The following is a 23,701-nucleotide window of genomic DNA, read 5'->3' as shown; positions in this document are numbered from 1 at the left end:
GTAACTGCGGACCGTTAGGCGGCGATACCTTCGCGCTGGTAATCCTTCACATCGACAAACGAAACCCCGGGAAATCGATCACCCTCATAGGTGAGGTCGAACTCCGAGGCCGCAAGGAACACCAACGCGCCATCGAGATCGGTGGCGAGCGAGGCGCGGTGGCGGTTCTCGAACTTGGCCAATTCGGCTTTGTCTTGGCAAACCACCCAGCGGGCCAGCGAAAAGCGTGCCATCTCGAAATCGACCGGCAGTTTGTATTCAGCCATCAGCCTGTCTTTGAGCACGTCAAGTTGAAGCGCCCCAACAACCCCGACCAGCGCCGGCGATCCATCGACAGGCGTGAACACTTGCGTGACGCCTTCTTCGGCCAATTGTTGCAGCGCTTCTTTCAGTTTCTTCGCCTTCATCGGATCTTCCAACCGCACACGGCGCAAAATCTCCGGCGCAAAACTTGGGACCCCGCGAAACGCCAGCACTTCACCTTCGGTCAGCGTGTCCCCAATGCGCAGCGTGCCATGGTTCGGAATCCCCACCACATCGCCGGCATAGGCCTCTTCAGCCAATGCTCGGTCTTGTGCGAAGAAGAACTGCGGTGTGTGCAAACCGATCATCTTGCCGGTTCGCGCCAAACGCGCCTTCATGCCGCGTGACAGCTTTCCGGAGCACACGCGCATGAACGCGATTCGATCCCGGTGATTGGGGTCCATATTCGCCTGAATTTTGAAGACGAAGCCGGTCATGGCCGGTTCGCTTGGCGCGACTTCCCGCAGGTCAGCTTCCAGGCCTTGCGGTGGTGGCGCGATGGCGCCCAGCGTATCGATCAGGTCTTTGACGCCGAACTCGCGCAGTGCCGAGCCAAATAGCACTGGTGACAAATGGCCCTCATTAAAAGCGTCGGCGTCAAAGGGTTTGGAGGCTTCTAAAGCGAGCATGAGATCTTCAACGCCTGTCTCGCGCTCATGCTCGTTGAAAAGCTCGGCGACCTTGGGGTCTTCCGGACCGTTCACCTTCTCCAGTTCGCCGGCAGGATTGTCGATCCGCCGGATCGCGCTTTGACGCATGTCGTAAAGCCCGGCGAAGGTCTTGCCCTGCCCGATGGGCCAGTTGAACGGCGTCAGGTCGAGCGCCAGCGTGTTTTCAATGTCTTCCAGAAGTTCGAACGGGTGCAGGCTCTCCCGATCCATCTTGTTGATGAAGGTGATGATCGGGATGTCGCGTAGGCGGCAGACTTCAAAAAGCTTGCGCGTGCGCGCCTCAATGCCTTTGGCGGCGTCGATCACCATGATGGCGCTATCAACGGCCGACAGCGTGCGGTAAGTGTCTTCGGAAAAGTCTTCGTGGCCCGGCGTATCAAGCAGATTGTAGATGTTGCCTTCGTAGCGGAACGTCATCACCGAGGTCATAACCGAGATGCCGCGCTGGCGCTCAATATCCATCCAGTCCGAACGGGTGCGTCGACGGTCACCCTTGGCTTTCACCTCGCCGGCAAGCTGAATGGCGCCACCGAAGAACAGCATTTTTTCGGTCAGCGTGGTCTTACCGGCATCGGGGTGCGAGATGATGGCGAAGGTGCGCCGCTGCTCGATCTGGTCGGCATAAGGGGACGTGGTTTTGGTCATGCCGCTCGTTTAGCGCATATGGGCGCAGGCGCAAGCTACAGCGTCACCCGCTGACCCGTTACGCCCGATTGAACCACGGCCTCGATGACCTTCAAGACGTCGCGCACCTCTTCGCCCGTCACCGGTGGCGGCGTGTCGTTTTGGATGGCCTCACGCACCAAACGATAGAAGGTGTGATGCTCGCCATTGAGAAGCGACACGCGTTCTGCGGTTTTGACCCCATCGGGGTAGGTCGTCAGCATGCCATAATTCTCCGGCGCTTCAACGCCAAACCCAGGCTCATGCGCTTTCATGCCAGCTTTTAACTGCGCTTCCTGGCCATCCATAAAGTCCTTGCGCCAACCGGCCTTGGTGCCTTGCACGACAAAGCGTGGCGCGTGCTCCGGCGAGAACATATCGGCTTCAGCAATGGCCCGAACGCCCGGATAGCCGAGCCGCGCATGCAACCGGTCAGGCACACCACTTTTGGGCCGTCGGGTCAGCACCTCACCTTCGACCCAGTCGGGCATACCGAAGAGCTGCACCAGTTGATCAAGCAAATGCGTGCCCAGATCGAAGTGAATGCCGACAGCGTTGAGGGCTTGATTGTGCCAGCTGGCCGGCGGTTCGGGTTTGTAGAACGAAAAACTGGAATGCACGTGGTGCACATCGCCAAGAACGCCGCGTGCGATCAGGTCCTTCAGCGTTAGGAAGTCGCTGTCCCAGCGCCGATTCTGGAAACAGCTGACCAGTTTGCCGGCTGTCTTGGCCGCCTCGATCACCTGATTGGCCTCGTCCACCGACCCGGCAAAGGGCTTGTCGACCACCACATTGTGTCCGGCCTGCAGAGCCTCGATGGCCAGCGAGGCGTGCGTTGGTGACGGCGTTGTGATGATCACAAGGTCGAGCGATGTATCGCCGAACAAGTCTTGCGCAGTCGGATAGGCTGTTGCGCCAGGATAGTCGCGCGCGATCTCGTCGCCTCGGCTGGAGGCAATGGCGGCAAGATCGATACCTGCCGCCTGAAGGAGTGGCGCGTGAAAGATGCGCCCGCCAGCGCCATAGCCGACCAGACCTGCTTTAAAACTCATGGAATTACCTTAGGCGTCAGTGAGATCGGAGGGTTCCAGACCGATAATGGCAGGATCCGGCGCGCCGAGCACGCCATCATCGCGACCTTCATAGTCGAACTGCGTGAGAACGTGGCGAATGATCTCCAGCCGTCCACGACGTTTGTCGTTCATCCGCACAATCGTCCAGGGTGCGTGCTCTGTGTCGGTGCGGGCCAGCATTTCATCGCGCGCCTTGGTGTAGTCCTCCCACTTCGACAGCGCTTTGAGATCGATAGGGGACAGTTTCCAAACCTTCAGCGGATCATGGCGACGATCATGGAAGCGTTTGATCTGCGTTGTGCGGCCAATGTTCAGCCAGAATTTCACGAACACCATGCCGTCGCGCACCAAGGCGCGCTCAAAGGCTGGGGCTTCTGTTAAAAACTGAGCATGCTGCTCAGGCGTGCAAAACCCCATCACCGGTTCGACACCGGCACGATTGTACCAGGAGCGATCAAAGAGCGTCATATTGCCCTCTGTCGGCAGGTGCGAAACATAGCGTTGGAAATACCACTGACCGCGCTCAGTTTCGGTTGGTTTGGAAAGTGCGGCCACATGTGTGTGGCGTGGGTTGAGATAGCGGCGGAAGTTGAAGATCGATCCGCCCTTGCCAGCGGCATCGCGCCCCTCGAACACCGAGACCAAGCGTTGCCCAGTTTCGCGCATGTGCCGCTGGAGTTTGACCAGCTCGATCTGCAAGTCTTCCAGCCGCGCCTCGTATTTGGAGCGTTTCAGTTTTTTTTGATAGGGGTAACCGCCATCCTGCATCTGATAGTCGGCCAACGCTTCAGGAAAGCTTGGGTCGTCGAGGTCGAAGGCGGAAAGCGCGGCTTTCACATCGCTGGGATAGTCCATGATCGTGATCCAGAAAGGGCAGCGCAGACGCACCGCGAGAAACGGGAAAGTGCCAGACTGCCCGCGCGCGACAGCCATGACAAGCGCCGGCGCCAGAAACGCCGCATTTGCGTCACGTGCCTGTCACCGACTAGAAGCTAAGTAAATTCAAGCAGAACCCGATGGTCTGATTCGCCCGTTGATGGGCGGCGACAGTGACAAGTGCACGCAAGATAATGGCCGCTACGCCCGACAATCAATCTTGGCAGACATCTAGCGACGCGCCGGATTCGGCGTCGCTCGACCTGCCGATCAGCATGGTCGAGCGGTTCATGGCGCAGATGCGCCGTGTGCGCTGGATGATTGTCGCGATCGGCGTTGTTGTCTGTGTGTTGCTCGTGTCCGGCCGGATCGATGGTGCTGAAGCAGCCTTCACCTTCGGCTTTCTGGCCCTGACGGCGATTGTGACCGGGACCGTGGCCGCTCAGCGCTCGCCCCTGGCCCGCACGGTCAAACAACCTAAGACCTCCAAGCGCCCAAGCTATGAGCAATTGATCCGCGCCTGGCCTCAACCAGTCATCCTGGTCGACCAACGGCTCATCATCCGCACCATCAATGCGCCGGCGTCTGAGTTGATGGAAATCCGCAAGCCAGGCGATCCGCTCTCGTTCCGCCTGCGCGAGCCGGATGTTTTGGCCGCCGTTCAGGCCGCGCTCGACGAGGGTCGGGCCAGCACCCAGCCGATTCTTGAAAAAGTGCCGTCGGAGCGGATGCTGCAACTGCATATCCGCCCCTTTTCCTATACCGGCACCTCGGGATTGCCGGATCTTGGCGACAGGCGCGAAGGCAAGACGGCGCGCTTTGTTGTCATCGTGATTGAAGACGACACCGCGACCTATCGCTCCGAACGCATGCGCTCAGATTTCGTCGCCAATGCCAGCCACGAACTGCGCACGCCGCTTGCCTCGATCAGTGGCTGCATTGAGACGCTGCAAGGCCCGGCGAAAAACGATCCGGTTGGTCAGGAGCGGTTCCTGACGATCATGAGCCAGCAAGCTGATCGCATGACAGCTCTTATCGACGATTTGCTGTCGCTCAACCGTATTGAGATGCGCGCCCACCGCACGCCAACCGATTGCGTCAATCTCGAAACCACGGTGCGCGAGGCTGTCGATCTGGCTCGCCCAAACGCCGAAGCCGCAAATGTGTCCATCGCGGTTGAACCCTCAACTTCGCCAGCTACGGTGCGCGGTGATGCCAGTGAGCTGCGCCAGATCGCCATCAACCTGTTGCAGAACGCTATCAAATATGGCGGCAGCGGTGGCAGCGTCGATATCGCGCTGCGCGATGCCGTCGAAGGCGGCGTCCGGATGGTGGAGATGCAGGTGCGCGACCACGGCCCGGGCATAGCGCCGGAACATCTGCCGCGCCTGACCGAGCGCTTCTACCGCGCGCATGAGGACAGCAACCCGCTGGCCAGTGGCACGGGCCTTGGACTTGCCATCGTCAAACACATTGTGGCGCGTCATCGTGGGCGCCTGCTGGTTGAAAGCGAGCCTGGCGAAGGTGCGAGCTTTAGCGTGCGTCTTCCTTACATGGCCGAGCGTCACAAAGATTCGATCGAATCTATAAAAGACGAGAAAAAACAGCCGGTTAAACTGTCACAAGACTGATACATAACTGTCATAGAACCCTCATGCGCAGGGGCTACGGTCCGCCCGCATTCAAGCTTTGCACCTGCGGTCGCGCGGCGCGCTTATTGATGGGTTTCATGCAGAAATCCACGCGTCGATCCGGCCCTCAGCATCAATCAGGGAGATTGAATCGTGAAAACTGCAACCCTCACCAGTGTTGCTGCACTTGCCATGGCCGGCGCCATGGTTGCTGCACCGGCCCATGCTCGTGACCAGATCCAAGTTGTTGGCTCGTCCACCGTGTTCCCTTTCACCACGGCTGTCGCCGAGCGCTTTGGCCAGCAGACGGATTTTGCAACGCCAGTCGTTGAATCCACCGGCACCGGTGGTGGCATGCGCCTGTTCTGCTCCGGTGTTGGCGCCGACACGCCTGACTTCACCAACGCATCGCGCGGCATGAAGGCGTCGGAGCTGGAATCCTGCACCGCCAACGGCGTGACGCCGGTTGAAATGCGCGTCGGCTTTGACGGAATCGTGGTCGCTGACTCCATCGATGGTCCGACCCTCGACCTCACCCGCGCTCAGCTGTTCCTCGCGCTGGCCAAACAGATCCCTGGTGACGATGGCGCTCTGATGGACAACCCGAACGTCTCATGGGCTGACGTTGACCCAGGTCTGCCATCAGCAGACATCGAAGTTCTCGGCCCTCCCCCGACCTCAGGTACCCGTGATGCCTTCCTTGAACTCGTGATGGAACCAGGCTGCGAAGAGGCCGGTTTTGAAGGCGACACGTGCGAAGCCATCTTCGAAGAACTGCGCGAAGACGGCGCCTATGTTGACGCAGGCGAAAACGATAATTTGATCGTCCAGCGTCTGCAGGCCAACCCGGATGCCGTCGGCATCTTCGGCTACTCCTTCCTCGCCGAGAATGGCGACGTGGTGAAAGGTGCTCGCATCGATGGCGTTGACCCAACGTTTGAAAACATCGCCTCTGGCGACTATCCAGTGTCGCGGTCGCTCTACGTCTATGTGAAGGCTGAGCATGTTGGCGTGATCCCAGGCATGGAAGAGTTCGTTGCCGAGTACACGTCTGAGGCCGCTTGGGGCGATGAAGGCTATCTGGCTGAGCGTGGTCTGATCCCGCTTCCTGCTGATGCCCGTGCCGAAGCGGCTGCCGAAGTCCAGTCGATGACGCCGTTCACGGCCATGTAATCCACACATCCAATGCAGCAGCGCGCATCACCTCGGTGCGTGCTGCTTTCCAATGTTTTTGGCGTGTCTGGACCATGTCCTTGAAGATGCGCCGCGGTCTTGGTCCCAAGGCCCATGCCTTACCTGCCGCGCCCGCGCGTGGTCTCCAACCGGGTGGTGCGTTTTCGTGTTTTGGTTGCTTCTTCTGGCGCTGATGGCCCTGTTTGTCGGGTCGCTCTACATCGGCGCAATGCGGTCTCGCCGAGTGGCTGGCGCCAGCACGAGCGTGCTGCATTCGCGGCCAAGCTATCACGGCGGCTACCTCGCCATCATGTCGACAGTTCCGGCGCTGGGTGTGTTGATCATCTGGTCGATCGCGCAAGGCCCAATCCTCGACTCGATCGTCCTTGGACAGTTTGCCGATGAGGTCGCTGAACTGTCACTGCCCGCACGTGAAGCGTTCTTGCGCGATGCCCGCGCAATCGCCTTTGGCGGCATTGTCGGCTTCACCGATGAGGTGAAAGAGGCCGCCGCCGAAGTCTACGGCAACCTTCACACAATCTCATTGATAGCCATGGTCGCGGTAATGGCGACGCTCGCTTTCCTTGGGTTCCGTTCCGGATATCGCAACATCGAGCCGCAGCGCCGCACCCGTCATTTCGTCGAGCGGGCGGTAATGATCCTGCTGATCGCCTGTTCAGTGGTTGCGATCTTCACCACCATTGGCATCGTTCTCTCGCTGATCTTCGAGAGTATCCGCTTCTTCACGATGATCCCGATCCACGACTTCCTGTTCGGTCTGCACTGGTCGCCGCAATCGGCCTTTGCTGGCGCTGGTGAGGTTGTGGATGCCAATCCAGAAGTTTTTGGCGCGATCCCGCTGATCGTCGGCACGCTCTTCATCACCTTCATCGCCATGCTGGTCGCTGGGCCGATCGGCCTCTTCGCCGCCATTTACCTGTCCGATTACGCCTCGAAATCGGTGCGTGCGGTTGCCAAGCCGGTTCTGGAAATCCTCGCCGGTGTGCCAACGGTGGTTTACGGCTTTTTCGCCGCGCTGACGGTGGCGCCCTTTATCCGTGATACCGGCGAGGGGTTCGGCCTTGATGTGTCCTCCGAGTCGGCGCTGGCCGCAGGCGTTGTCATGGGCATCATGATCATCCCCTTCGTGTCGTCTCTCTCCGATGACGTAATAACCGCCGTGCCGCAATCGCTGCGCGACGGGTCGTTGGCGCTTGGATCGACCAAATCCGAAACCGTTCGCCGCGTCGTTCTGCCGGCGGCGCTGCCCGGTATCGTCTCGGCCATGATCCTCGCCATCTCGCGCGCCATTGGTGAAACCATGATCGTGGTAATGGCCGCTGGCCTTGCTGCCAATCTCACCATCAATCCCCTGGAAGCGGTGACCACCGTCACGGTTCAAATCGTCACATTGCTGGTCGGCGACCAAGAGTTCGACACCGCCAAGACGCTCGCCGCGTTCGCCCTCGGCCTGCTCCTTTTCTGCGTCACGCTCACGCTCAACTTCATCGCTCTGCGTGTGGTGCAAAAGTACAGGGAACAATATGACTGATATTGCTTCTGATCCCTCAGGCGGGTCTGCCGACACCGACTTGCACACCTCCGAGGCGGCACGCCGCCGGCTGAAGGCGCGTTACGCCTCTGAGTTCCGTTTCAAGCTCTGTGGAATCGCAGCCGTTGTCACAGCCGGTCTCTTTTTGGTGCTGCTGCTGTCCACCATTGTCGGCCAGGCGTTGCCCGCCTTCGTGTCGCATCAGGTGACGATCCCGGTCGACCTTAGCCAGGAAACGCTGGATCCGAACAATGAGGGCGAGAGCGTCCTGCGCCGCGCCAATTATGATGCGGTGGTGCGCAATGGCATCCGCAGCCTCTATCCCTTTGCCGAAAGCCGCGATGATCAGCGGACTGTCTCCTCGCTGATTTCGTCCGGGTCGGCGGTTCGGGTCCGTGAAGCTGTGCTGGATGACCCTGAAGCGATGATGGGCCAAACCAGCTTCACCGTGCCGCTGGACGATGTTGCCGATCTCTATTTCAAGGACCTGATCTCCGACGAGCAACGCTTTGTTCCAACTGGCATCGCATCACCGACCGGCACCGAAGGCACGATCCAGGTTCTCTCCACAGCCAATGATTTTCGTGAATTGCTGGCTGACGTAAAAGAGTTTCTCTCTGAGGAGGCCGATGGCGTTGCGCGCGAACTCGCTGCCAAGGAGCGCTCGCTGGAGCGGGCCATCCTGGATTTGGATTCCTACCGTACGCGCCTGCCGAACGCGCCGGAAGGCCGTACCGATTTCTTCCAATCGCAGATCAATATTCTTGAACGCGGCATTGTTTCGCTGGGTCGCGATATCGAAAACCTGACGGCGGAGCTGGCCGATCTGCGCGCCAGGTCAGAGGCACCAGGCGCCGAAGAGGAACTCTCCCGGGAACTGCCTTCCATCCTCGTGGAGATCAATGGTGGCGTCGTCAAAGCCAATCGATTGAGCGCAAGCGGGATCGAGGGCGACGTGATCATTCCCTTGCAAAGCACTGCCGATGCGGTGGGTGATGAGTGGTCGATCCGTGAGATCATATTGCCAGAGCGCAATCGCCAGCTCGATGACCGCTCGCTCGTCTATCTCGATCTGCTCGCCGATCAGGATCGCGTTGAACGCACTTTCAACACCGTGTTCTTCACCTCTGGTGCGAGCCGCGAGGCCGAACTGGCCGGTATCTGGGGCGCAGTCGTCGGCTCGTTTTTCACCATGGTCGTCACGTTGGCCCTGGCGTTTCCGCTGGGCGTGGCCGCGGCGATCTATCTGGAAGAGTTCGCCCCGAAGAACCGCCTGACGCAGATCATCGAGGTCAACATCAACAACCTCGCTGCTGTGCCGTCCATCGTTTTTGGGTTGCTCGGTCTGGCGGTGTTCTTGAACGTTTTCGGCATGCCGCGTTCAGCGCCGGTGGTCGGCGGGATGGTGCTGGCGCTCATGACTCTTCCGACCATCATCATTGCGTCGCGCGCCGCGCTGCGGGCTGTCCCTCCGTCGATCCGCGAGGGCGCGCTTGGCGTCGGTGCGTCAAAGCTGCAAACCGTTCTGCACCATGTGTTGCCGCTGGCGATGCCTGGCATTCTGACCGGCACCATCATCGGCATGGCGCAAGCGCTGGGTGAAACCGCGCCGCTCTTGATGATCGGCATGGTGGCCTTCATCGTCGATGTGCCCTCCACCCCGCTCGATCCGTCCACCGTGATGCCGGTCCAGATCTTCATGTGGGCCGATTTCCCGGAAGTCCTCTTCCGCCAGAAGACTTCAGCAGCCATCTTGGTCCTGCTGGCCTTCCTTATCACTATGAACGCTCTTGCCGTGATCCTGCGCAAGCGCTTTGAGCGCCGCTGGTAAGCGCGCCTCGTATCGAGTAAACGGCACCAAGGAGACATGCATATGTCGACCACGCAGACCATGGAACGCAACACCGCCATTCCCGTGGCCCCAGCGGCGCCGTCAGAGGGCTCAAGCATAACGCCTGGAGGAACGACCATCACCGACGCGCCACCGGAAAACGTCAAGATGAAGGGCGTTGATGTCAACGTCTTCTATGCTGACAAACAGGCTCTGTTCGACATCAATCTCGATATTGGTGAGCGCCAGGTCACATCACTGATCGGCCCCTCGGGCTGCGGCAAGTCGACATTCCTGCGCTGTCTCAACCGGATGAACGACACCATCGATATCGCCCGGATGGAAGGCAAGATCACCATCGGTGAGCAGGACATCTATGACCCATCGATTGATGTGGTTGAACTGCGCGCGCGGGTCGGCATGATCTTCCAAAAGCCGAACCCATTCCCCAAATCGATCTTTGAAAACATCGCTTACGGCCCGCGCATTCATGGGCTCGCCGATAACAAGACCGATCTGGAAGAGATCGTTGTCACCTCGCTGCGAAAGGCGGGCCTTTTCGAAGAGGTCAAAGACCGTCTTGATGCGCCAGGCACCGGCCTTTCCGGCGGTCAGCAGCAACGGCTTTGCATTGCGCGCGCCATTGCGACCTCGCCCGAAGTGTTGCTGATGGATGAGCCATGCTCGGCGCTTGATCCCATTGCCACTGCCAAGGTGGAAGAGTTGATTGATGAACTGCGCGAGAATTTCACCGTCGTGATCGTCACCCACTCCATGCAGCAGGCTGCTCGTGTCTCGCAGCGCACCGCCTTCTTCCACCTCGGCATCTTGGTCGAGGTCGGCGCCACAGATCATATCTTCACCAATCCTACCGATAGTCGCACCCGTGATTACATCACCGGCCGCTTTGGCTGATCGCGCTTTGGCGCTCGTGATACAAAGGATGCGACGCACGCATCGTTAGAGGACTACCTCGATGACAAAGCATATCGTCACCGCCTTCGACACCGATCTCCGCGACCTTCTGCTCGAACTGGCGCAAATGGCAGGCTGGGTCGAGCGGGCTGTCGAAGATGCCGTGGATGCGCTGATGACTGGCGCCACGGACGAAGCAGAAAGCGTCATCTCCAACGACGACCGCATCGATGACGCCGACCGTAAGGTAGAGAGCGACGCCGTGCTTCTGATCGCCCGTCGTCAGCCGATGGGCGACGATCTGCGCGTCATCGTCTCGTCCATGCGCGTCAGCCAGGATTTGGAGCGGGTCGGCGATTTGGCCAAGAACATCGCCAAACGGGCTCTCATAATCGATGGTTCAATCCATCAACGCACGCTGGCCCACGGTGTCGATAGCTTGTCGCGTTTGGTGCTTGGCCAGCTCAAGCGGTCCATCGAAGCCTTCGTTGAGCGCGACACCACCAAAGCTGAAGATGTTTGGCGCCACGATGCCGAAGTCGATGCGCTCTACACCTCGCTGTTCCGCGAGTTGCTGACCTATATGATGGAAGATCCGCGCAACATTTCTTCCTGCACGCATCTGCTTTTCTGTGCCAAGAATCTTGAGCGCATTGGCGATCACGCCACCAACATTGCCGAGCGCGCGATCTACACGCGCACTGGCGAGATGGTGGCGACCAACCGTCCTAAACAGGATGAGTTGGGCGATGCGACGCCGGAAACAACGCCGCGACCGAATTAGCGTCAGGTGAGGTAAGCCGTGCAGCCGAGCATTCTGATCGTTGAGGACGAAGCGCCGCTCGTCGAGCTCTTGAAGTACAATGTCGAGGCGCTTGGTTTTGATGTCGATGTCGCCATGCGCGGAGACGATGCCGAGACACGGCTTCGCGAGCGCACCTTCGATCTAATCCTTCTCGATTGGATGCTCCCCGGCCTCTCGGGCATCGAGCTTTGCCGTCGCATTCGCTCGCGCGCCGAAACCAGCACAACGCCCATTATCATGCTGACAGCCCGTGGCGAAGAGGGTGAGCGGGTTCGGGGGCTGACGACGGGCGCCGATGACTATGTCGTCAAACCGTTCTCGATCCCGGAGCTATCCGCTCGCATCAAGGCGCTGCTGCGCCGGTCTAGCCCGGAATTGATCACAAATTCGCTTGTCGTTGGTGACATTGAACTTGATCGCGAGACCCACCGTGTTCAGCGGCAGAACCGTGAAATCCACCTCGGACCGACCGAGTTCCGGCTCTTGGAGTTTTTGATGCGCACCCCGGGGCGCGTCTACTCCCGCGAGCAGCTGCTCAACGGTGTTTGGGGGCACGACGTCTATGTCGATGACCGCACTGTCGATGTTCACATCGGCCGGCTGCGCAAGGCGATCAACAAGGGCCGCGCCCGCGATCCCATCCGGACCGTGCGTGGCGCGGGCTATGCGTTCGATGATCGTTTTCAGGATAACCAGGCCCGCCAGTCCGCCTGAACCAGTGGGCTGATAACCTACCGGTTGCGATCCCGGCGACGTTCGTTAGGCGCCTGAAACGCCACGCCGCAATGATATTCGCAATAGGGCTGGTTCTCGAGAGCGGACCGTCCGCAAAAGTGGAAATCATCGTTCAGAGGATCGCCCACCGGCCAGCGGCAGGTGTCTTCGTTAAGCTCCTGAATGGAGAGCTTTGGGCTCTCGCCGACAAGCACCAGATCGACGCGGCCGCGCGCAACCGGCGCTTGATCGAGTTCGGCAACCGCCATCTCATCGGTCTTCAGCGCGGTAGCGCCCACCGACATGGACCCGCCGCTGACCCGCGTCGACGTGGTGCTGCGCCTTGGTCGTGACGCGCCTGACGACGGCGTGCGTGGTTTGCGGGCGCGAGGTGTCGCGGTCGCGGTCGGTTTGCCGCGACCGGAAAGGCCAAGACGGTGCACTTTGCCGATCACCGCGTTGCGTGTGACATCGCCTAGGGCGGCAGCAATCTGGCTGGCGCTTGAGCCGCCCAGCCACATCGTCTTCAGTACTTCAACGCGTTCGTCAGTCCATGCCATCGGTTGCATCCTCCACACACGAAGCGGCGCTCAATCCGAGCGCTCGCCGACCTGCCCCAGCCTCAAATTCAATTCCGCATCACCAAATTGCCTGAAGGCAAAGCCTGTCCACGCGCACGCCAGGGTGCGCTGAGCCGTTGCGGGCAGAGCCCACGATTTGCCGGATCGGTGAATGCCAGCCACCATATCTGGTGGCCCTCGCCAGTAGAGCTACACTAGCGGTTGAATCGGTGACAAGAGTCAGGGGTTAAAAAAAAGTGAACAAGTTCCAGCCGTTCCGGGGAAAAGCTCAGGTTTCCTGAGTCGTTTGAAGGACTTAGAAATTGACAGTCCGGGCAAAAAAAATGTTAGACGAAAAGCTCTCGGCCCGCTGCGGGCCGTTTATTTTTGGGCCATTGCCGAGCCTGCCCTAGAGTTAAGCCGTTTTGGGCTCGGCCCCGCATTTACCACCGTCGCGGCATCGGCGCTGCCATCTGGGCAGGCCGATCCGCCTACAGCCCGCAAAGGGGGCATCCCGCCATGGCGCAATCCATGCTCGCGCAGCCAAGCGCATCATCAACCGACCCGGAGAGCAATCCGCTCTACGGGACGTACAACCGCACGCCGCAGACCTTTGTGCGCGGCGAAGGCGTTTGGCTGTTTGATGAGGATGGGCGACGCTACATGGATTTTGTCTCCGGCATTGCGGTCAACGCGCTTGGCCATGCCCATCCGCATCTGGTGGAGGCCATCAAGGCCCAGGCCGACAAGCTGATGCACACCTCCAACCTGTTTCAGATTGACGGTGGCAAAAAACTCGCCCAGCGGCTGTGCGATGCGACCTTTGCCGACAAGGTATTCTTCACCAACTCGGGCGCCGAAGCGCTGGAGTGCGCGATCAAGACGGCGCGGCGCTACCACTATGATCAGGGCCAACCGGAACGGGTGAGTATCATCACTTTTCAAGGTGCTTTTCATGGTCGCACCCTGGCAACGATCGCTGCTGGCGGAAATCCATCCTATCTGGAAGGTTTCGGCCCAGCGGCGCCGGGTTTTGAGAACCTCGCTTTCGGCGATCATGACGCGTTGAACGAGGCCATAGCCCGGGAGGACTGCGCCGCCGTGCTCATCGAGCCCATTCAGGGTGAGGGCGGCGTGCGTCCAGTGCCCAACCAGTGCCTGCGTGGATTGCGCGAGGCCTGCGACAAGCATGGCGTGCTGTTGATCCTCGATGAGGTTCAAACCGGCATGGGCCGGTCCGGCCATCTGTTCGTTCACCAGCGGCTCGGCTTTGAGCCTGACATTATGGCTGTGGCCAAAGGCATTGGAGGCGGTTTCCCGCTCGGGGCCTGCCTTGCCAAGGCCGATGTCGCAGCTGCCATGGTGCCCGGCACCCATGGTACGACTTATGGCGGCAATCCCATGGCCATGGCCGCCGGCAATGCGGTTCTCGATGTTGTTCTGGAAGAAGGTTTCCTCGACACCGTTCAGGCCCGCGCCCGCGACCTGACGCAGAGTTTGGGCGCGCTGATCGATCTTTACCCCGACATTTTCACCGAGGTGCGCGGTGAGGGTCTGTTGATGGGGCTGAAATGCGCCATCCCGATTGGCGAGGTCGTGGCTACGGCGCGCGATAAAGGTCTTCTCTTGGTGGCCGCTGGCGACAATGTGGTGCGCCTTCTGCCACCGCTGATCGTCACCCGCGAGGACATCGCTTTTGCGATGGACGCGCTGGAAGAGGCCGCGCGCGACCTCGACGATCGACGTGGCGACTAGGGCCCGCGCCCAAACCGATTCACCAATCCTGCTTCTTACTATTCGGGCTGACCGACATGACCCGCCATTTTCTTGATATTGATACCCTGTCCACCGACACGTTTCAGGCGATCCTGGCCGACGGGCACACGCGCAAGAAGGCACAAAAGGCGGGCAACGCCGACAAGCCGCTGGACGGCAAGGTGCTGGCCCTTGTGTTCGAGCAACCCTCGCTGCGCACCCGCGTCTCTTTTGACGTTGGTATGCGTCAGCTTGGTGGCCAAACACTGATGGTCACCGGCGCGGAAATTGAGCTTGGCAAGCGCGAAAGCGTTCACGACACGGCCAAAGTTCTCTCGCGCATGGTCGACGGCATCATGATCCGCACGCTCGATCATGACCTTTTAGAGGGTCTTGCTGAACACGCCACGGTCCCGGTGATCAACGGCCTGACCAAGGTTTCACACCCCTGCCAGGTGATGGCGGACATCATGACCTATGAGGAACATCGTGGCTCGCTGGCCGGTAAGCGTATCATGTGGTCGGGCGACACCAACAATGTCCTCAAGAGCTGGATCGACGCGGCAACCCATATCGACATGACCATCGCGGTGGCCGCGCCGCCGGAGATGGCGCTCGATGCGGATACTGTTGCCAATGCGAAGGCCGCTGGCGCGAAACTTGAGGTGACCACCGATCCTGATCAGGCTGCCGAAGGCGCTGATCTCATCATCACCGATACCTGGGTTTCCATGGGCGATGATCAGGCGCAGCGTCGTCATAATCTGCTCGGACCCTACCAGGTGAACGACCGCCTGATGGCCCGCGCCAACCCGGATGCGCTGTTCATGCACTGCCTGCCGGCTCACCGCGAGGAAGAGGTGTCGGCAAGCGTCATCGACGGACCGCAATCGGTGGTGTTTGATGAGGCCGAAAACCGGCTACATGCACAAAAAGGCGTGCTCGCCTGGTGCTTTGGACTGGTGGGTTAGCGTCGCTGGCCGACAGCATGGACGATGCGGCTTGGATTCCAGGCACGCCATACTATCTTATGGAGCAACAGCGCGTAGTACTCCAACGCGCCTTCCCTCCTAAGCGATGAGACATCCCATGACACCGAACCCCCCTTCATACGGCGGGACCGATCCCGCCCGGCTTTCTGGAACACCGACGGTAGCGACTTCGCGCGCGCCGGCAAGCTTTCATGGCGGCGACGATGATCACGTCATGCCGTTTGCGGTAGAAGACTTGGACGTCCGCGGCCGTGTGATCCGCCTTGGCGGCGCCATCGACGATCTCTTGGATCGCCACGACTATCCAGAGCCCGTTGCCCGGCTCTTGGCGGAGATGGTCGCGCTGACTCTGTTGCTTGGCACCTCCTTGAAATTTGATGGCCGTTTTATCGTCCAGGCCCAGGGCAACGGCCCGGTCTCGCTTTTGGTGGTCGATTTTCAAACGCCGGACAGCGTGCGCGCCATGGCCCGGTTCGATGATGCACGCCTGGATGAAGCTGTCGCTGCTGGAGAAACCGATCCGGCGCAGCTTCTTGGTGAAGGCCATTTGGCGCTCACCGTCGATCAAGGCGCCCACATGAACCGCTATCAGGGCGTGGTGGCCATGCAGGGCAAAAGCCTTGAGGAAATGGCGCAGGCCTACTTCCTGCAATCGGAGCAGATCCCGACCCTGGTGCGGCTTGCCGTTGCCCAGAGCGTGGATCGCGGTGATGGCGGCAGGGCCAAATGGCGGGCCGGTGGTTTCCTCGCGCAATATCTGCCGCGCGACACCAGCCGTATTCCTGTGCGCGATCTGCATCCGGGCGATGATCCCAATGCGGACGGCACCGGCACGGGCGACGTCGATCAGCACGATCATTGGCGCGAGGCAGAAGCCCTGATTGGCACGATCGAAGACGCAGAGCTGGTTGATCCACAAACCGGATCCGATCAATTGCTCTTCCGGCTGTTCCACGAGCGCGGCGTGCGCGTCTTCGAGGCCCTGCCGGTGCAAGAGCGCTGCACCTGCACGACCGAGCGGGTGCACGCGACGGTGAAAACCTTTGGCGAGGATCCCGATGAAGGAATGATCAAAAACGGCGCCATCGAGGTGACGTGCGACTTCTGTTCCAAGCAGTATCGCTTCGACCCGAAGACCTACGAATCGCTCTAGAAACCTGAATAATGGGGTCGGCCAGATGGTCGGCCCCTTTTTTGTTCCGACAACATGACCAATCTTTAACTCAAACCATTGCCGCATCTATGACAGGGTGTGGCGCGTAAAAGGGTATCCCCCCACCCGATACGCCATGAGCTATAGCGATGCTGAACCCGGATCCCAATCCGACCCGTGATAACGAGACTGATCTTGTCACCTTGGAGGATGCGGAAATACGGCGACGCCCGTCCTCCTGGTGGGTGGCCGGCAAGACCCTGATCTCCGCGCTCCTGGCTGTTGCCATCATCGCTGGCGCTGTCATGGCCATGCAGCGGTTGATCGACAGTCGACCAGAGGTGCCTCAACGACCGGCGGTTGAGCGCCAAGTGCCGGTCCTGACGCAGACCGCCCAGGTCGCAACCCACAGCCCGACCATTCAGGTGTTCGGCGAAGTGGTAGCAGGTCGCCTGGTTGACTTACGCGCCCTCGTCGCTGGCGAGATCACGGCCGTTCATCCCAATCTTGAAGCCGGGCGCAGGATCGATGCTGGCGCGCCGCTGGTTGAGATTGATCGTTTTTCCTATGAAGGCGCGGTTGTGGAAGCGCAGGCCAACCTTGCCGAAGCGCGCGCCCGCGCTGCAGAATCCGAAGCCCGCTCCGCGCTGGAGCGCGATCAGCTGACGCGCGCTGCCGAACAGGTCGATTTGGCCGAGCGCGATCTGGAACGCGCCAGCCAGCTTGCCGAGCGCGGACAGCTGACGGAGCGTGACCTCGAAACCCGCCAACTGACCCTGTCGCAACGCCAGCAGGCAGTGGATCAGCGCCAGGCCAATCTGCGCATCGAAGAAGCGCGACTGGAACAACAGCGTGCCCAGATCGCTCGGCTGGAGTGGCGCTTGCAGCAAGCTGAGCGGGATTTGGAACGCACAACCTTGCTCGCCCCTTTCACCGGCGTCATTCGCTCCGAAAGCGTTGAGATCGGTCGCCTGGTGTCGGTCAATGACGTCGTCGCCACAATCTACGATGACAGCGCGCTCAACGTCCGTTTCACGCTATCCGATAGCCAGTTTGGCCGCTTGGCCGGCGAGGCCGAGCCGCTGATCGGCCGGCCGATAGCCGTCACCTGGTCGACGGGCGGTGAGGATGTCCAGATTTCCGGCACAATCGACCGCCTGGACGCGGACATTTCAGCGGCGTCGGGTGGCGTGGCCCTCTTCGGGCGCTTGGAAATCGAGCAGACGACGGCCAACCTCCGCCCTGGCGCCTTCGTTTCGGTGTCGTTGGCTGATCAGGCCTTTGACAGCACGGTGCGCATTCCAGAAACCGCGCTCTACAACACCGACCATGTCTTCATTGTGGTTGAGGACCGTTTGCAGCGGCGGGATGTAGAATTGGTCGCCTGGGATGGTGCCCATGCCCTGGTGCGCTCGGTCGGGGAGAACAGCCTGAACGGCGCTGAGATCGTGATCTCGCGGCTGACCGATGCCGGTGATGGCGTTGCGGTCCGCCGCGTCCAGCCGGCCTCTTAGAGGGCGCGAAGATGAGCAAACAGCCCCTCTCGCGCCTGCGACAAACGCGCATCACAGCAGCCAATCGCCTCAATGAAGGCCCAACTGGCGCGCGTGGTGTGATCAGCCTGTTCGTCCGTCATCCCAACGCCGCCAACCTCGTCATGGCGCTGATGGTGCTTTTTGGCATCTATGGGCTGGCCAATCTCAACACCCAGTTCTTCCCCGATATCGAAACGAAGAACATCACGATTTCCATCTCGTGGTCGGGCGCCAGCGCGGAGGATGTGGAGAGCAACATCCTGACCATTGTTGAGCCAGAAGTGCGCTTCATCGACGGGGTGGATGAGATCGTGTCTTACGCCCGCGAAGGCTCTGGCTCGGTGCGGCTCGATTTCACCGACGACACCGACATGATCGAGGCTCGCGCCGATGTCGAGCAGGCTGTTGCCGGCATCACCTTGCTCCCCGATGGATCCGAAACGCCTGTCATCACCACCAGCAATTTCGCTGATCGCGTCGGCCGTATCGCGATATCCGGTCCTTTTTCCGAAGACGCGCTGAAAAGCTTCGCCCGCGATCTGCGCGACCGCCTGATCGCCAATGATATCGACTTGGTCAGCTTCTCTGGGATGCGCGACACCGAATATGAGGTGACCATCGACCCAGAAACGCTGCGCCGGCTTGATCTGACCATCGGCGATGTGGCTGGTCGTATCGGACAAAACAGCCGCGATCTGCCATCGGGCAATCTTGATGGCGATCTAGAGCGCCAAATCCGCGCGCTCAGTCAGGCCGACAGCATCGAGTCGCTCGGCCACATCGTGGTGCGCGGCGAGGCCAGCGGCGAGCGCATCGAACTGCGCGACATTGCCGATATCCGCCAGACCTACGACAGCAGTCAGAGCCAAGGGTTTGTTGAGGGCGAACGGGCTATCCGCATGGATGTGTCGCGCTCGGCTTCGCAAGATGTTTTGGCCGTCGCCGACGCGATGGTGGCCACGGTTGAGCAGGCTCAATTGGAGTACCCCCAGTCGCTGAACCTCGCGATTTACGATCTGCGTTCAACCGCCGTTGAGCAGCGCATTCAACTGCTCGTCACCAACGGCTTGACAGGCCTGTTGGTGGTCGTCACCATTCTATTTGTTTTCCTCAATATGCGTATCGCTTTCTGGGTGGCGGTCGGCATTCCGACCGCCGTCATGGCAACGCTTGGCCTAATGTTTGTGTTCGGCGAGTCGATCAACATGATCTCCCTGTTCGCGCTGATCATGACGCTGGGGATCATCGTCGACGATGCCATTGTGGTCGGCGAACACACCGCCACGCGCCTCGATATGGGTGATGGACCCTATGAGGCAGCCGAAAACGGCGCGACACGCATGATGATGCCGGTGATTGCCGCCATGCTCACCACAACGGCTGCCTTCGGCCCGATCTTGCTGGTTGGGTCCACCATCGGGCAGATCATGGGCGTGCTGCCGGTGGTCGTGGTCGCGGTTCTGATCGCAAGCCTCATTGAAGTGTTCTTCGTTCTGCCAGGTCATCTGGCGCATTCGCTTGGCGCGACGCCGAAACGCGGCACCAACTGGACGCGCCTGATCCTGACGGCGCTAATCCTCGCGGCTCCTATGGTTTTGGTGCTCTACCAAGCGCCGCTGGCCGGTGCAGTAGGTCTGGGTGCGATCGCCGCCATCATCAACGCCCACCCGCTCGCCCAAACACCAGCGCTTGCCGTCGCGATTGCCCTGGCCGCCTTTGCGCTGGCCGGGTTGATTGAGCTGTGGCGTCTGCGCGGTGAACGCCAGCGCGACCGCACCAGTCCTACCCACGATGTGAATGCCAAGAGCTGGTTCCGTCGCGGTTTCGATACCGGCTTTGGCTGGGTCCGCGACAACCCGTTCCGCTTAATCGTTAAGACCGCTGTAGCCTGGCGCTATGTGACTCTTGCTTTGTGCGTCTCGGCGCTGATCCTGGTCGTCGGCGTCATTCGCGGCAACCATGTGGGTTTTGTGTTCTTCCCCTCGCCGGAAGCGGAGAACATCACCGCCACGATCACGTTCACGCCGGGCGTTTCCGAAGCGGCGGCTCTGGAAACACTGGCGCGTGTCGATCAAGCGCTGCGCGCAACCGATGAACAGTTGACGGCAAACCTTGCCGACGAAGACACATTGGTGCTGTCATCCTATGCAACCTACGGCTCGTCGGGACGCAATCGCGGCGACAATTTTGCGTCCATCGATGTGGAACTCACATCGTCCGAGGCCCGATCGATCCGCACACCCGAAGTCGTCCGTGCTTGGCGACGCGCCGTGCCCGATTTGCCAGGAGTGGAACGCATTTCGATCTTTGAACGCCGCGGCGGTCCGCCAGGACGCGATCTGGATATCCGTCTGCTTGGCGACGATGCCGCCACGCTGAAAACCGCCGCAGCCGACCTGCAAGAGGCACTCACCCAGTTTCCCGGGGTGTCCGGCGTCGATGATGATCTGCCCTACGGCAAACCGGAGATCATCTTGACGCTTACCGAACGTGGCGAGGCGCTGGGCTTCACTCTCGATGGTGTCGGTGCGCAGATTCGTGATGCCGTTGGCGGTCGCACGGCACGCAATCTGCCGTTCCCCGACGAGGAAATCGCCATCGTCGTGCGCCAAAACCTAGGCGAGGGCGGAACCGGGACGCTGCGAACCTTGGAACTGCGCTCACCAACTGGCCTTTATGTCCCGCTGACCGAAGTGGTGAACCTGGAGGATCGGCAGGGCTTCTCGGTCATCCAGCGCCGAGATGGCCGCACGACGGTTTCCGTCACCGCCGACGTCGACATCGAAGTGACCACCAACAGTGAGATTGAGGCTGCATTGCGCGCTGGAGACTTGCAGCGCGTTGCCGACACCTATGGCGTTGACTTCACTTTTTCCGGTCGTGCCGAAGAGCGTCAGGAAGCCTTTGCTGATCTCGGCCTTGGCGGCATGTTGGCCCTTGGCATCATGTACATCATTCTGGCTTGGGTGTTTGCCAGCTATTGGCGCCCCATCGCGGTGATGATGATCATCCCCTTTGGCATTGTTGGCGCGATCATGGGCCACTGGGTGATGGGCTTCCAGCTCACCATTCTATCTATGATCGGTTTGCTCGGGCTGGCGGGCATCCTGGTCAACAACTCCATCATCTTAGTCTCCCGGTTTGACGACCGGTTGAAGGAAGGGATGGGCGTTGCCGAAGCTGCCGTACAGGCGACGCAAGATCGTTTCCGCGCAATCCTTCTAACGTCGCTGACCACCGTGGGCGGGCTCTCGCCGCTGCTTTTTGAGACATCGCTTCAGGCGCAGTTCTTGCTGCCAATGGCGATCACCATCACCTTTGGCCTCGCCACCGCGACCCTGTTTGTCATGGTGCTGGTGCCCTCGCTGCTCAAGGTCGGCGATGATATTGGGATTGTGCTGCGCACATTCTTTGGCCGGCGATTAGCCGATGATGGCGAAAGCAACAGCCAGGCGCTCACGCCAGCCGAATAAACAGCCAATCTATCCAGTCACGACAAAACCAAACTCCAGCCGACTGCCGCTGGCGGTCAGCGTTGCCAGAAGCGTGGCAGGATAAGCACCAAAACAGTGAAGAGCTCCAGGCGACCAACCAACATCGCGAGCGCCAACAGCCATTTGGCAATATCCGGCAAAGTCGAGAAATTGCCGTCCGGCCCGATAACGTCACCAAGGCCCGGCCCGACATTGGCGATGGCAGTGGCCGCACCAGAGAACGCGGTGAGCGGATCAAGGTCCATGGCCATCAGCGCGACGGCCAATACACCGATGAGCAAAAAATAGAGGAAGATGAAGCTCATCACAGCGGAGACAACCGAGCCATCCACCGGTCGTCCATTGTATCGCATGACGAACACGCCGTGCGGATAGGCAAGGCGGCGCACGTGCTGAGAAACGGTCTTCAGCGCGACCTGAACGCGGAAAATCTTCATGCCGCAGGCGGTCGAGCCAGCGCATCCGCCAATTAGCGTCAGCACCAGAAACACCATCACCGGCATGGCCCCCCACTGGCCGTAGTTCTCCGAGGCGTAGCCGGTGCCAGTCATGATTGAGACGACGTTGAAGGTCGCAACACGCAGATCGGCCAGAACGCCGCGCTCAGCCGTTAGCGGATCGAGCGCCAGCGCGACGAGCAGGGAAAAGGCGATCAACAAGACAAGGAACACATGCACTTGGCTGTCGCGCACTAAGCCCATGGGCCGTCCTTGAAGCGCCTGCACGTAAAGCAAAAAGGGCAGCGAGCCGAGGATCATGAAAATGATCCCCGTCAACTCAACGGCGCCGGACTGAAAATACCCTATCGAGGCATCGCGGGTGGAGTAACCGCCGGTGGCAACCGTTGTCATGGCGTGGTTGATGGCATCAAAAAAGGTCATGCCGGCGGCCGTGTAGGCCATCGCGCAAAGCAGCGTGAAAACCGAAAAGACGGCAATCAGCGAACCGGAAATCTGGGTCGCGCGCGGGAGAATTTTGTCCGGGGTATCAAAGGCTTCAGTCTTAAACAGCTGCATCCCGCCAACGCGTAGCATCGGCAGGATCGACACCGCCATCACGACGACGCCGAGGCCCCCGAGCCATTGCAGCATGGACCGCCACACCAAGACGCCTGGTGGTTGAGCATCGAGGCCAGACACAACGGTCGCACCGGTCGTGGTGATCCCGCTCATCGCCTCGAAAAATGCATCGGTGTAGGTGGGGGTGGCGCCCGACCAGAGCAAAGGCAAGGCGGCGAAGGCCGGCAAGACAGTCCAGGCGCCGACGGTCATCAATACCGCCTGACGTGAGGATAGGATCGCAGGCCTGCCGCGCCCCGTCTGTGCCAGGCCAAGACCCACCAGCGTTGTGACCAGTGAACTCGCCGCAAACACCACCCAATCATTGTTGGCCTGTGCTAAATCGACCAGCGCCGGGATCATCATCGCAACGCCTAGCGTCGCCAACAATGCGCCGATGATCAAAAAGATCGGTCCGGGATTGAACATGGAGAGCTGGGGAGACCTAGTTCAGCGTGCGCTCGAAGAACGGCGCATCGAGCGAGAAGGCCGGAATCTCTACCTTGAAGCGTGTGCCTTCCAACGTCTCAACGCCGTAATGACCAACCATAATACCGGTCGGCGTGTCGAGTGGGCAGCCGGATGTGTAGCGATAGCTTTCCCCCGGATGCAGGATGGGCTCCTCGCCAACCACACCGGCACCGCTGATTTCCTGCACCCGGCCAAGACCGTCGGTGATGTGCCAGTAGCGTGTGCGCACCTGGATGATCGAGCGGCCGAGATTGGCGATCTCCACGCCATAGGCGAAGAAAAAGCGGCTCGCATCCACGTCGGACTCATCCGGCAAAAACTGCGGCTCCACCGTCACCTGGATGTTCTTCGTTACCGCCTGGTACATTGCGCCAACCCAACCGGGCCTTTCTCTGCCTCTCGGCTCACACGTCTGCTAGGTGTCAGTCTCCCACACGGGGCAGGGCCTGTCACGCCTGTTCACAAGCCAAGGAGCC

The 23,701-nt window shown here is 60.2% G+C and carries 18 protein-coding genes; 12 read left to right on the top strand and 6 right to left on the bottom strand.

Annotated features, from left to right (window positions below):
• Positions 1-14: 14 nt before the first annotated feature.
• Genes JJ917_10800 through ppk2 form a run of 3 tightly spaced genes read right to left on the bottom strand, consistent with a single transcriptional unit; the run spans position 15 to position 3,565 of the window.
• On the bottom strand, positions 15-1,619 hold the full coding sequence (locus JJ917_10800; protein ID MBO6699308.1) for a peptide chain release factor 3: 1,605 nt from the start codon (positions 1,617-1,619) through the stop codon (positions 15-17).
• 35 nt (positions 1,620-1,654) lie between these two features.
• The gene (locus tag JJ917_10795; GenBank protein ID MBO6699307.1) at positions 1,655-2,689 is read right to left on the bottom strand and encodes a Gfo/Idh/MocA family oxidoreductase; all 1,035 of its coding nucleotides are present in this window, start codon (positions 2,687-2,689) and stop codon (positions 1,655-1,657) included.
• 9 nt (positions 2,690-2,698) lie between these two features.
• Positions 2,699-3,565, bottom strand: a complete 867-nt coding sequence (gene ppk2, locus JJ917_10790) for a polyphosphate kinase 2 (GenBank protein ID MBO6699306.1) — start codon at positions 3,563-3,565, stop codon at positions 2,699-2,701.
• 215 nt (positions 3,566-3,780) lie between these two features.
• Here ppk2 and JJ917_10785 point away from each other — a divergent pair, with 215 nt between their 5' ends.
• The 7 genes from JJ917_10785 (at position 3,781) to phoB (ending at position 12,207) form a co-directional block, all read left to right on the top strand.
• Complete coding sequence (locus JJ917_10785) at positions 3,781-5,217, top strand: hypothetical protein (protein ID MBO6699305.1); 1,437 nt, start codon at positions 3,781-3,783, stop codon at positions 5,215-5,217.
• 153 nt (positions 5,218-5,370) lie between these two features.
• Positions 5,371-6,390 carry a substrate-binding domain-containing protein gene (locus JJ917_10780; GenBank protein MBO6699304.1) on the top strand — a complete coding sequence of 340 codons (1,020 nt, stop codon included), beginning with the start codon at positions 5,371-5,373 and terminating at the stop codon, positions 6,388-6,390.
• A gap of 166 nt (positions 6,391-6,556) precedes the next feature.
• Positions 6,557-7,942, top strand: coding sequence for a phosphate ABC transporter permease subunit PstC (gene pstC, locus JJ917_10775; GenBank protein MBO6699303.1), 1,386 nt, complete (start codon positions 6,557-6,559; stop codon positions 7,940-7,942).
• Positions 7,935-9,773: a phosphate ABC transporter permease PstA gene (gene pstA / locus JJ917_10770; GenBank protein MBO6699302.1), complete on the top strand. Its 1,839-nt coding sequence runs from the start codon at positions 7,935-7,937 to the stop codon at positions 9,771-9,773. Before pstC ends, pstA begins: the two co-directional genes overlap by 8 nt.
• Before the next feature lie 60 nt (positions 9,774-9,833).
• Positions 9,834-10,688 carry a phosphate ABC transporter ATP-binding protein gene (locus JJ917_10765; GenBank protein MBO6699301.1) on the top strand — a complete coding sequence of 285 codons (855 nt, stop codon included), beginning with the start codon at positions 9,834-9,836 and terminating at the stop codon, positions 10,686-10,688.
• Positions 10,689-10,749: 61 nt separating this feature from the next.
• Positions 10,750-11,472 carry a phosphate signaling complex protein PhoU gene (phoU, locus tag JJ917_10760; GenBank protein MBO6699300.1) on the top strand — a complete coding sequence of 241 codons (723 nt, stop codon included), beginning with the start codon at positions 10,750-10,752 and terminating at the stop codon, positions 11,470-11,472.
• A gap of 18 nt (positions 11,473-11,490) precedes the next feature.
• Positions 11,491-12,207, top strand: coding sequence for a phosphate regulon transcriptional regulator PhoB (gene phoB / locus JJ917_10755; GenBank protein ID MBO6699299.1), 717 nt, complete (start codon positions 11,491-11,493; stop codon positions 12,205-12,207).
• A 17-nt stretch (positions 12,208-12,224) separates the two neighbouring features.
• On the opposite strand, the gene JJ917_10750 is transcribed toward phoB, so the two are convergent.
• Positions 12,225-12,767: a GcrA cell cycle regulator gene (locus JJ917_10750; protein MBO6699298.1), complete on the bottom strand. Its 543-nt coding sequence runs from the start codon at positions 12,765-12,767 to the stop codon at positions 12,225-12,227.
• 531 nt (positions 12,768-13,298) lie between these two features.
• Between JJ917_10750 and JJ917_10745 the strand changes: the two genes are divergently transcribed.
• The 5 genes from JJ917_10745 (at position 13,299) to JJ917_10725 (ending at position 21,675) form a co-directional block, all read left to right on the top strand.
• A complete protein-coding gene (locus JJ917_10745) occupies positions 13,299-14,522 on the top strand; it encodes an aspartate aminotransferase family protein (GenBank protein MBO6699297.1) in 1,224 nt (407 codons plus the stop codon).
• Between the two features lie 56 nt (positions 14,523-14,578).
• Complete coding sequence (argF, locus tag JJ917_10740) at positions 14,579-15,493, top strand: ornithine carbamoyltransferase (protein MBO6699296.1); 915 nt, start codon at positions 14,579-14,581, stop codon at positions 15,491-15,493.
• Between the two features lie 118 nt (positions 15,494-15,611).
• Positions 15,612-16,667: an Hsp33 family molecular chaperone gene (locus tag JJ917_10735; GenBank protein MBO6699295.1), complete on the top strand. Its 1,056-nt coding sequence runs from the start codon at positions 15,612-15,614 to the stop codon at positions 16,665-16,667.
• A 149-nt stretch (positions 16,668-16,816) separates the two neighbouring features.
• On the top strand, positions 16,817-18,181 hold the full coding sequence (locus JJ917_10730; GenBank protein ID MBO6699294.1) for an efflux RND transporter periplasmic adaptor subunit: 1,365 nt from the start codon (positions 16,817-16,819) through the stop codon (positions 18,179-18,181).
• 11 nt (positions 18,182-18,192) lie between these two features.
• Positions 18,193-21,675 (top strand): efflux RND transporter permease subunit, encoded by a 3,483-nt coding sequence (locus tag JJ917_10725; protein ID MBO6699293.1) that lies wholly within the window; start codon positions 18,193-18,195, stop codon positions 21,673-21,675.
• 56 nt (positions 21,676-21,731) lie between these two features.
• Here the strand turns inward: JJ917_10725 and JJ917_10720 are convergent, their stop codons facing one another.
• Together JJ917_10720 and apaG are read right to left on the bottom strand one after the other, a co-directional pair.
• Positions 21,732-23,183, bottom strand: coding sequence for a TrkH family potassium uptake protein (locus JJ917_10720; GenBank protein MBO6699292.1), 1,452 nt, complete (start codon positions 23,181-23,183; stop codon positions 21,732-21,734).
• A 16-nt stretch (positions 23,184-23,199) separates the two neighbouring features.
• The gene (apaG, locus tag JJ917_10715; protein ID MBO6699291.1) at positions 23,200-23,592 is read right to left on the bottom strand and encodes a Co2+/Mg2+ efflux protein ApaG; all 393 of its coding nucleotides are present in this window, start codon (positions 23,590-23,592) and stop codon (positions 23,200-23,202) included.
• Positions 23,593-23,701: the final 109 nt, after the last annotated feature.

This window comes from Hyphomicrobiales bacterium (genome assembly GCA_017642935.1).
In the GTDB taxonomy this organism is placed as follows: domain Bacteria; phylum Pseudomonadota; class Alphaproteobacteria; order Rhizobiales; family MH13; genus MH13.
The sequence above is the reverse complement of the archived record's forward strand: the minus strand, read 5'-3'. Positions and strand labels throughout refer to the sequence as shown.

Excerpts from the sequence above, each read along its gene's own strand:
- JJ917_10800 (MBO6699308.1), bottom strand. The coding sequence starts at position 1,619 with ATGACCAAAACCACGTCCCCTTATGCCGACCAGATCGAGCAGCGGCGC.
- JJ917_10795 (MBO6699307.1), bottom strand. The coding sequence starts at position 2,689 with ATGAGTTTTAAAGCAGGTCTGGTCGGCTATGGCGCTGGCGGGCGCATC.
- ppk2 (MBO6699306.1), bottom strand. The coding sequence starts at position 3,565 with ATGGACTATCCCAGCGATGTGAAAGCCGCGCTTTCCGCCTTCGACCTC.
- JJ917_10785 (MBO6699305.1), top strand. The coding sequence starts at position 3,781 with ATGGCCGCTACGCCCGACAATCAATCTTGGCAGACATCTAGCGACGCG.
- pstA (MBO6699302.1), top strand. The coding sequence starts at position 7,935 with ATGACTGATATTGCTTCTGATCCCTCAGGCGGGTCTGCCGACACCGAC.
- JJ917_10765 (MBO6699301.1), top strand. The coding sequence starts at position 9,834 with ATGGAACGCAACACCGCCATTCCCGTGGCCCCAGCGGCGCCGTCAGAG.
- phoU (MBO6699300.1), top strand. The coding sequence starts at position 10,750 with ATGACAAAGCATATCGTCACCGCCTTCGACACCGATCTCCGCGACCTT.
- JJ917_10750 (MBO6699298.1), bottom strand. The coding sequence starts at position 12,767 with ATGGCATGGACTGACGAACGCGTTGAAGTACTGAAGACGATGTGGCTG.
- JJ917_10745 (MBO6699297.1), top strand. The coding sequence starts at position 13,299 with ATGCTCGCGCAGCCAAGCGCATCATCAACCGACCCGGAGAGCAATCCG.
- argF (MBO6699296.1), top strand. The coding sequence starts at position 14,579 with ATGACCCGCCATTTTCTTGATATTGATACCCTGTCCACCGACACGTTT.
- JJ917_10735 (MBO6699295.1), top strand. The coding sequence starts at position 15,612 with ATGACACCGAACCCCCCTTCATACGGCGGGACCGATCCCGCCCGGCTT.
- JJ917_10730 (MBO6699294.1), top strand. The coding sequence starts at position 16,817 with ATGCTGAACCCGGATCCCAATCCGACCCGTGATAACGAGACTGATCTT.
- JJ917_10725 (MBO6699293.1), top strand. The coding sequence starts at position 18,193 with ATGAGCAAACAGCCCCTCTCGCGCCTGCGACAAACGCGCATCACAGCA.
- JJ917_10720 (MBO6699292.1), bottom strand. The coding sequence starts at position 23,183 with ATGTTCAATCCCGGACCGATCTTTTTGATCATCGGCGCATTGTTGGCG.
- apaG (MBO6699291.1), bottom strand. The coding sequence starts at position 23,592 with ATGTACCAGGCGGTAACGAAGAACATCCAGGTGACGGTGGAGCCGCAG.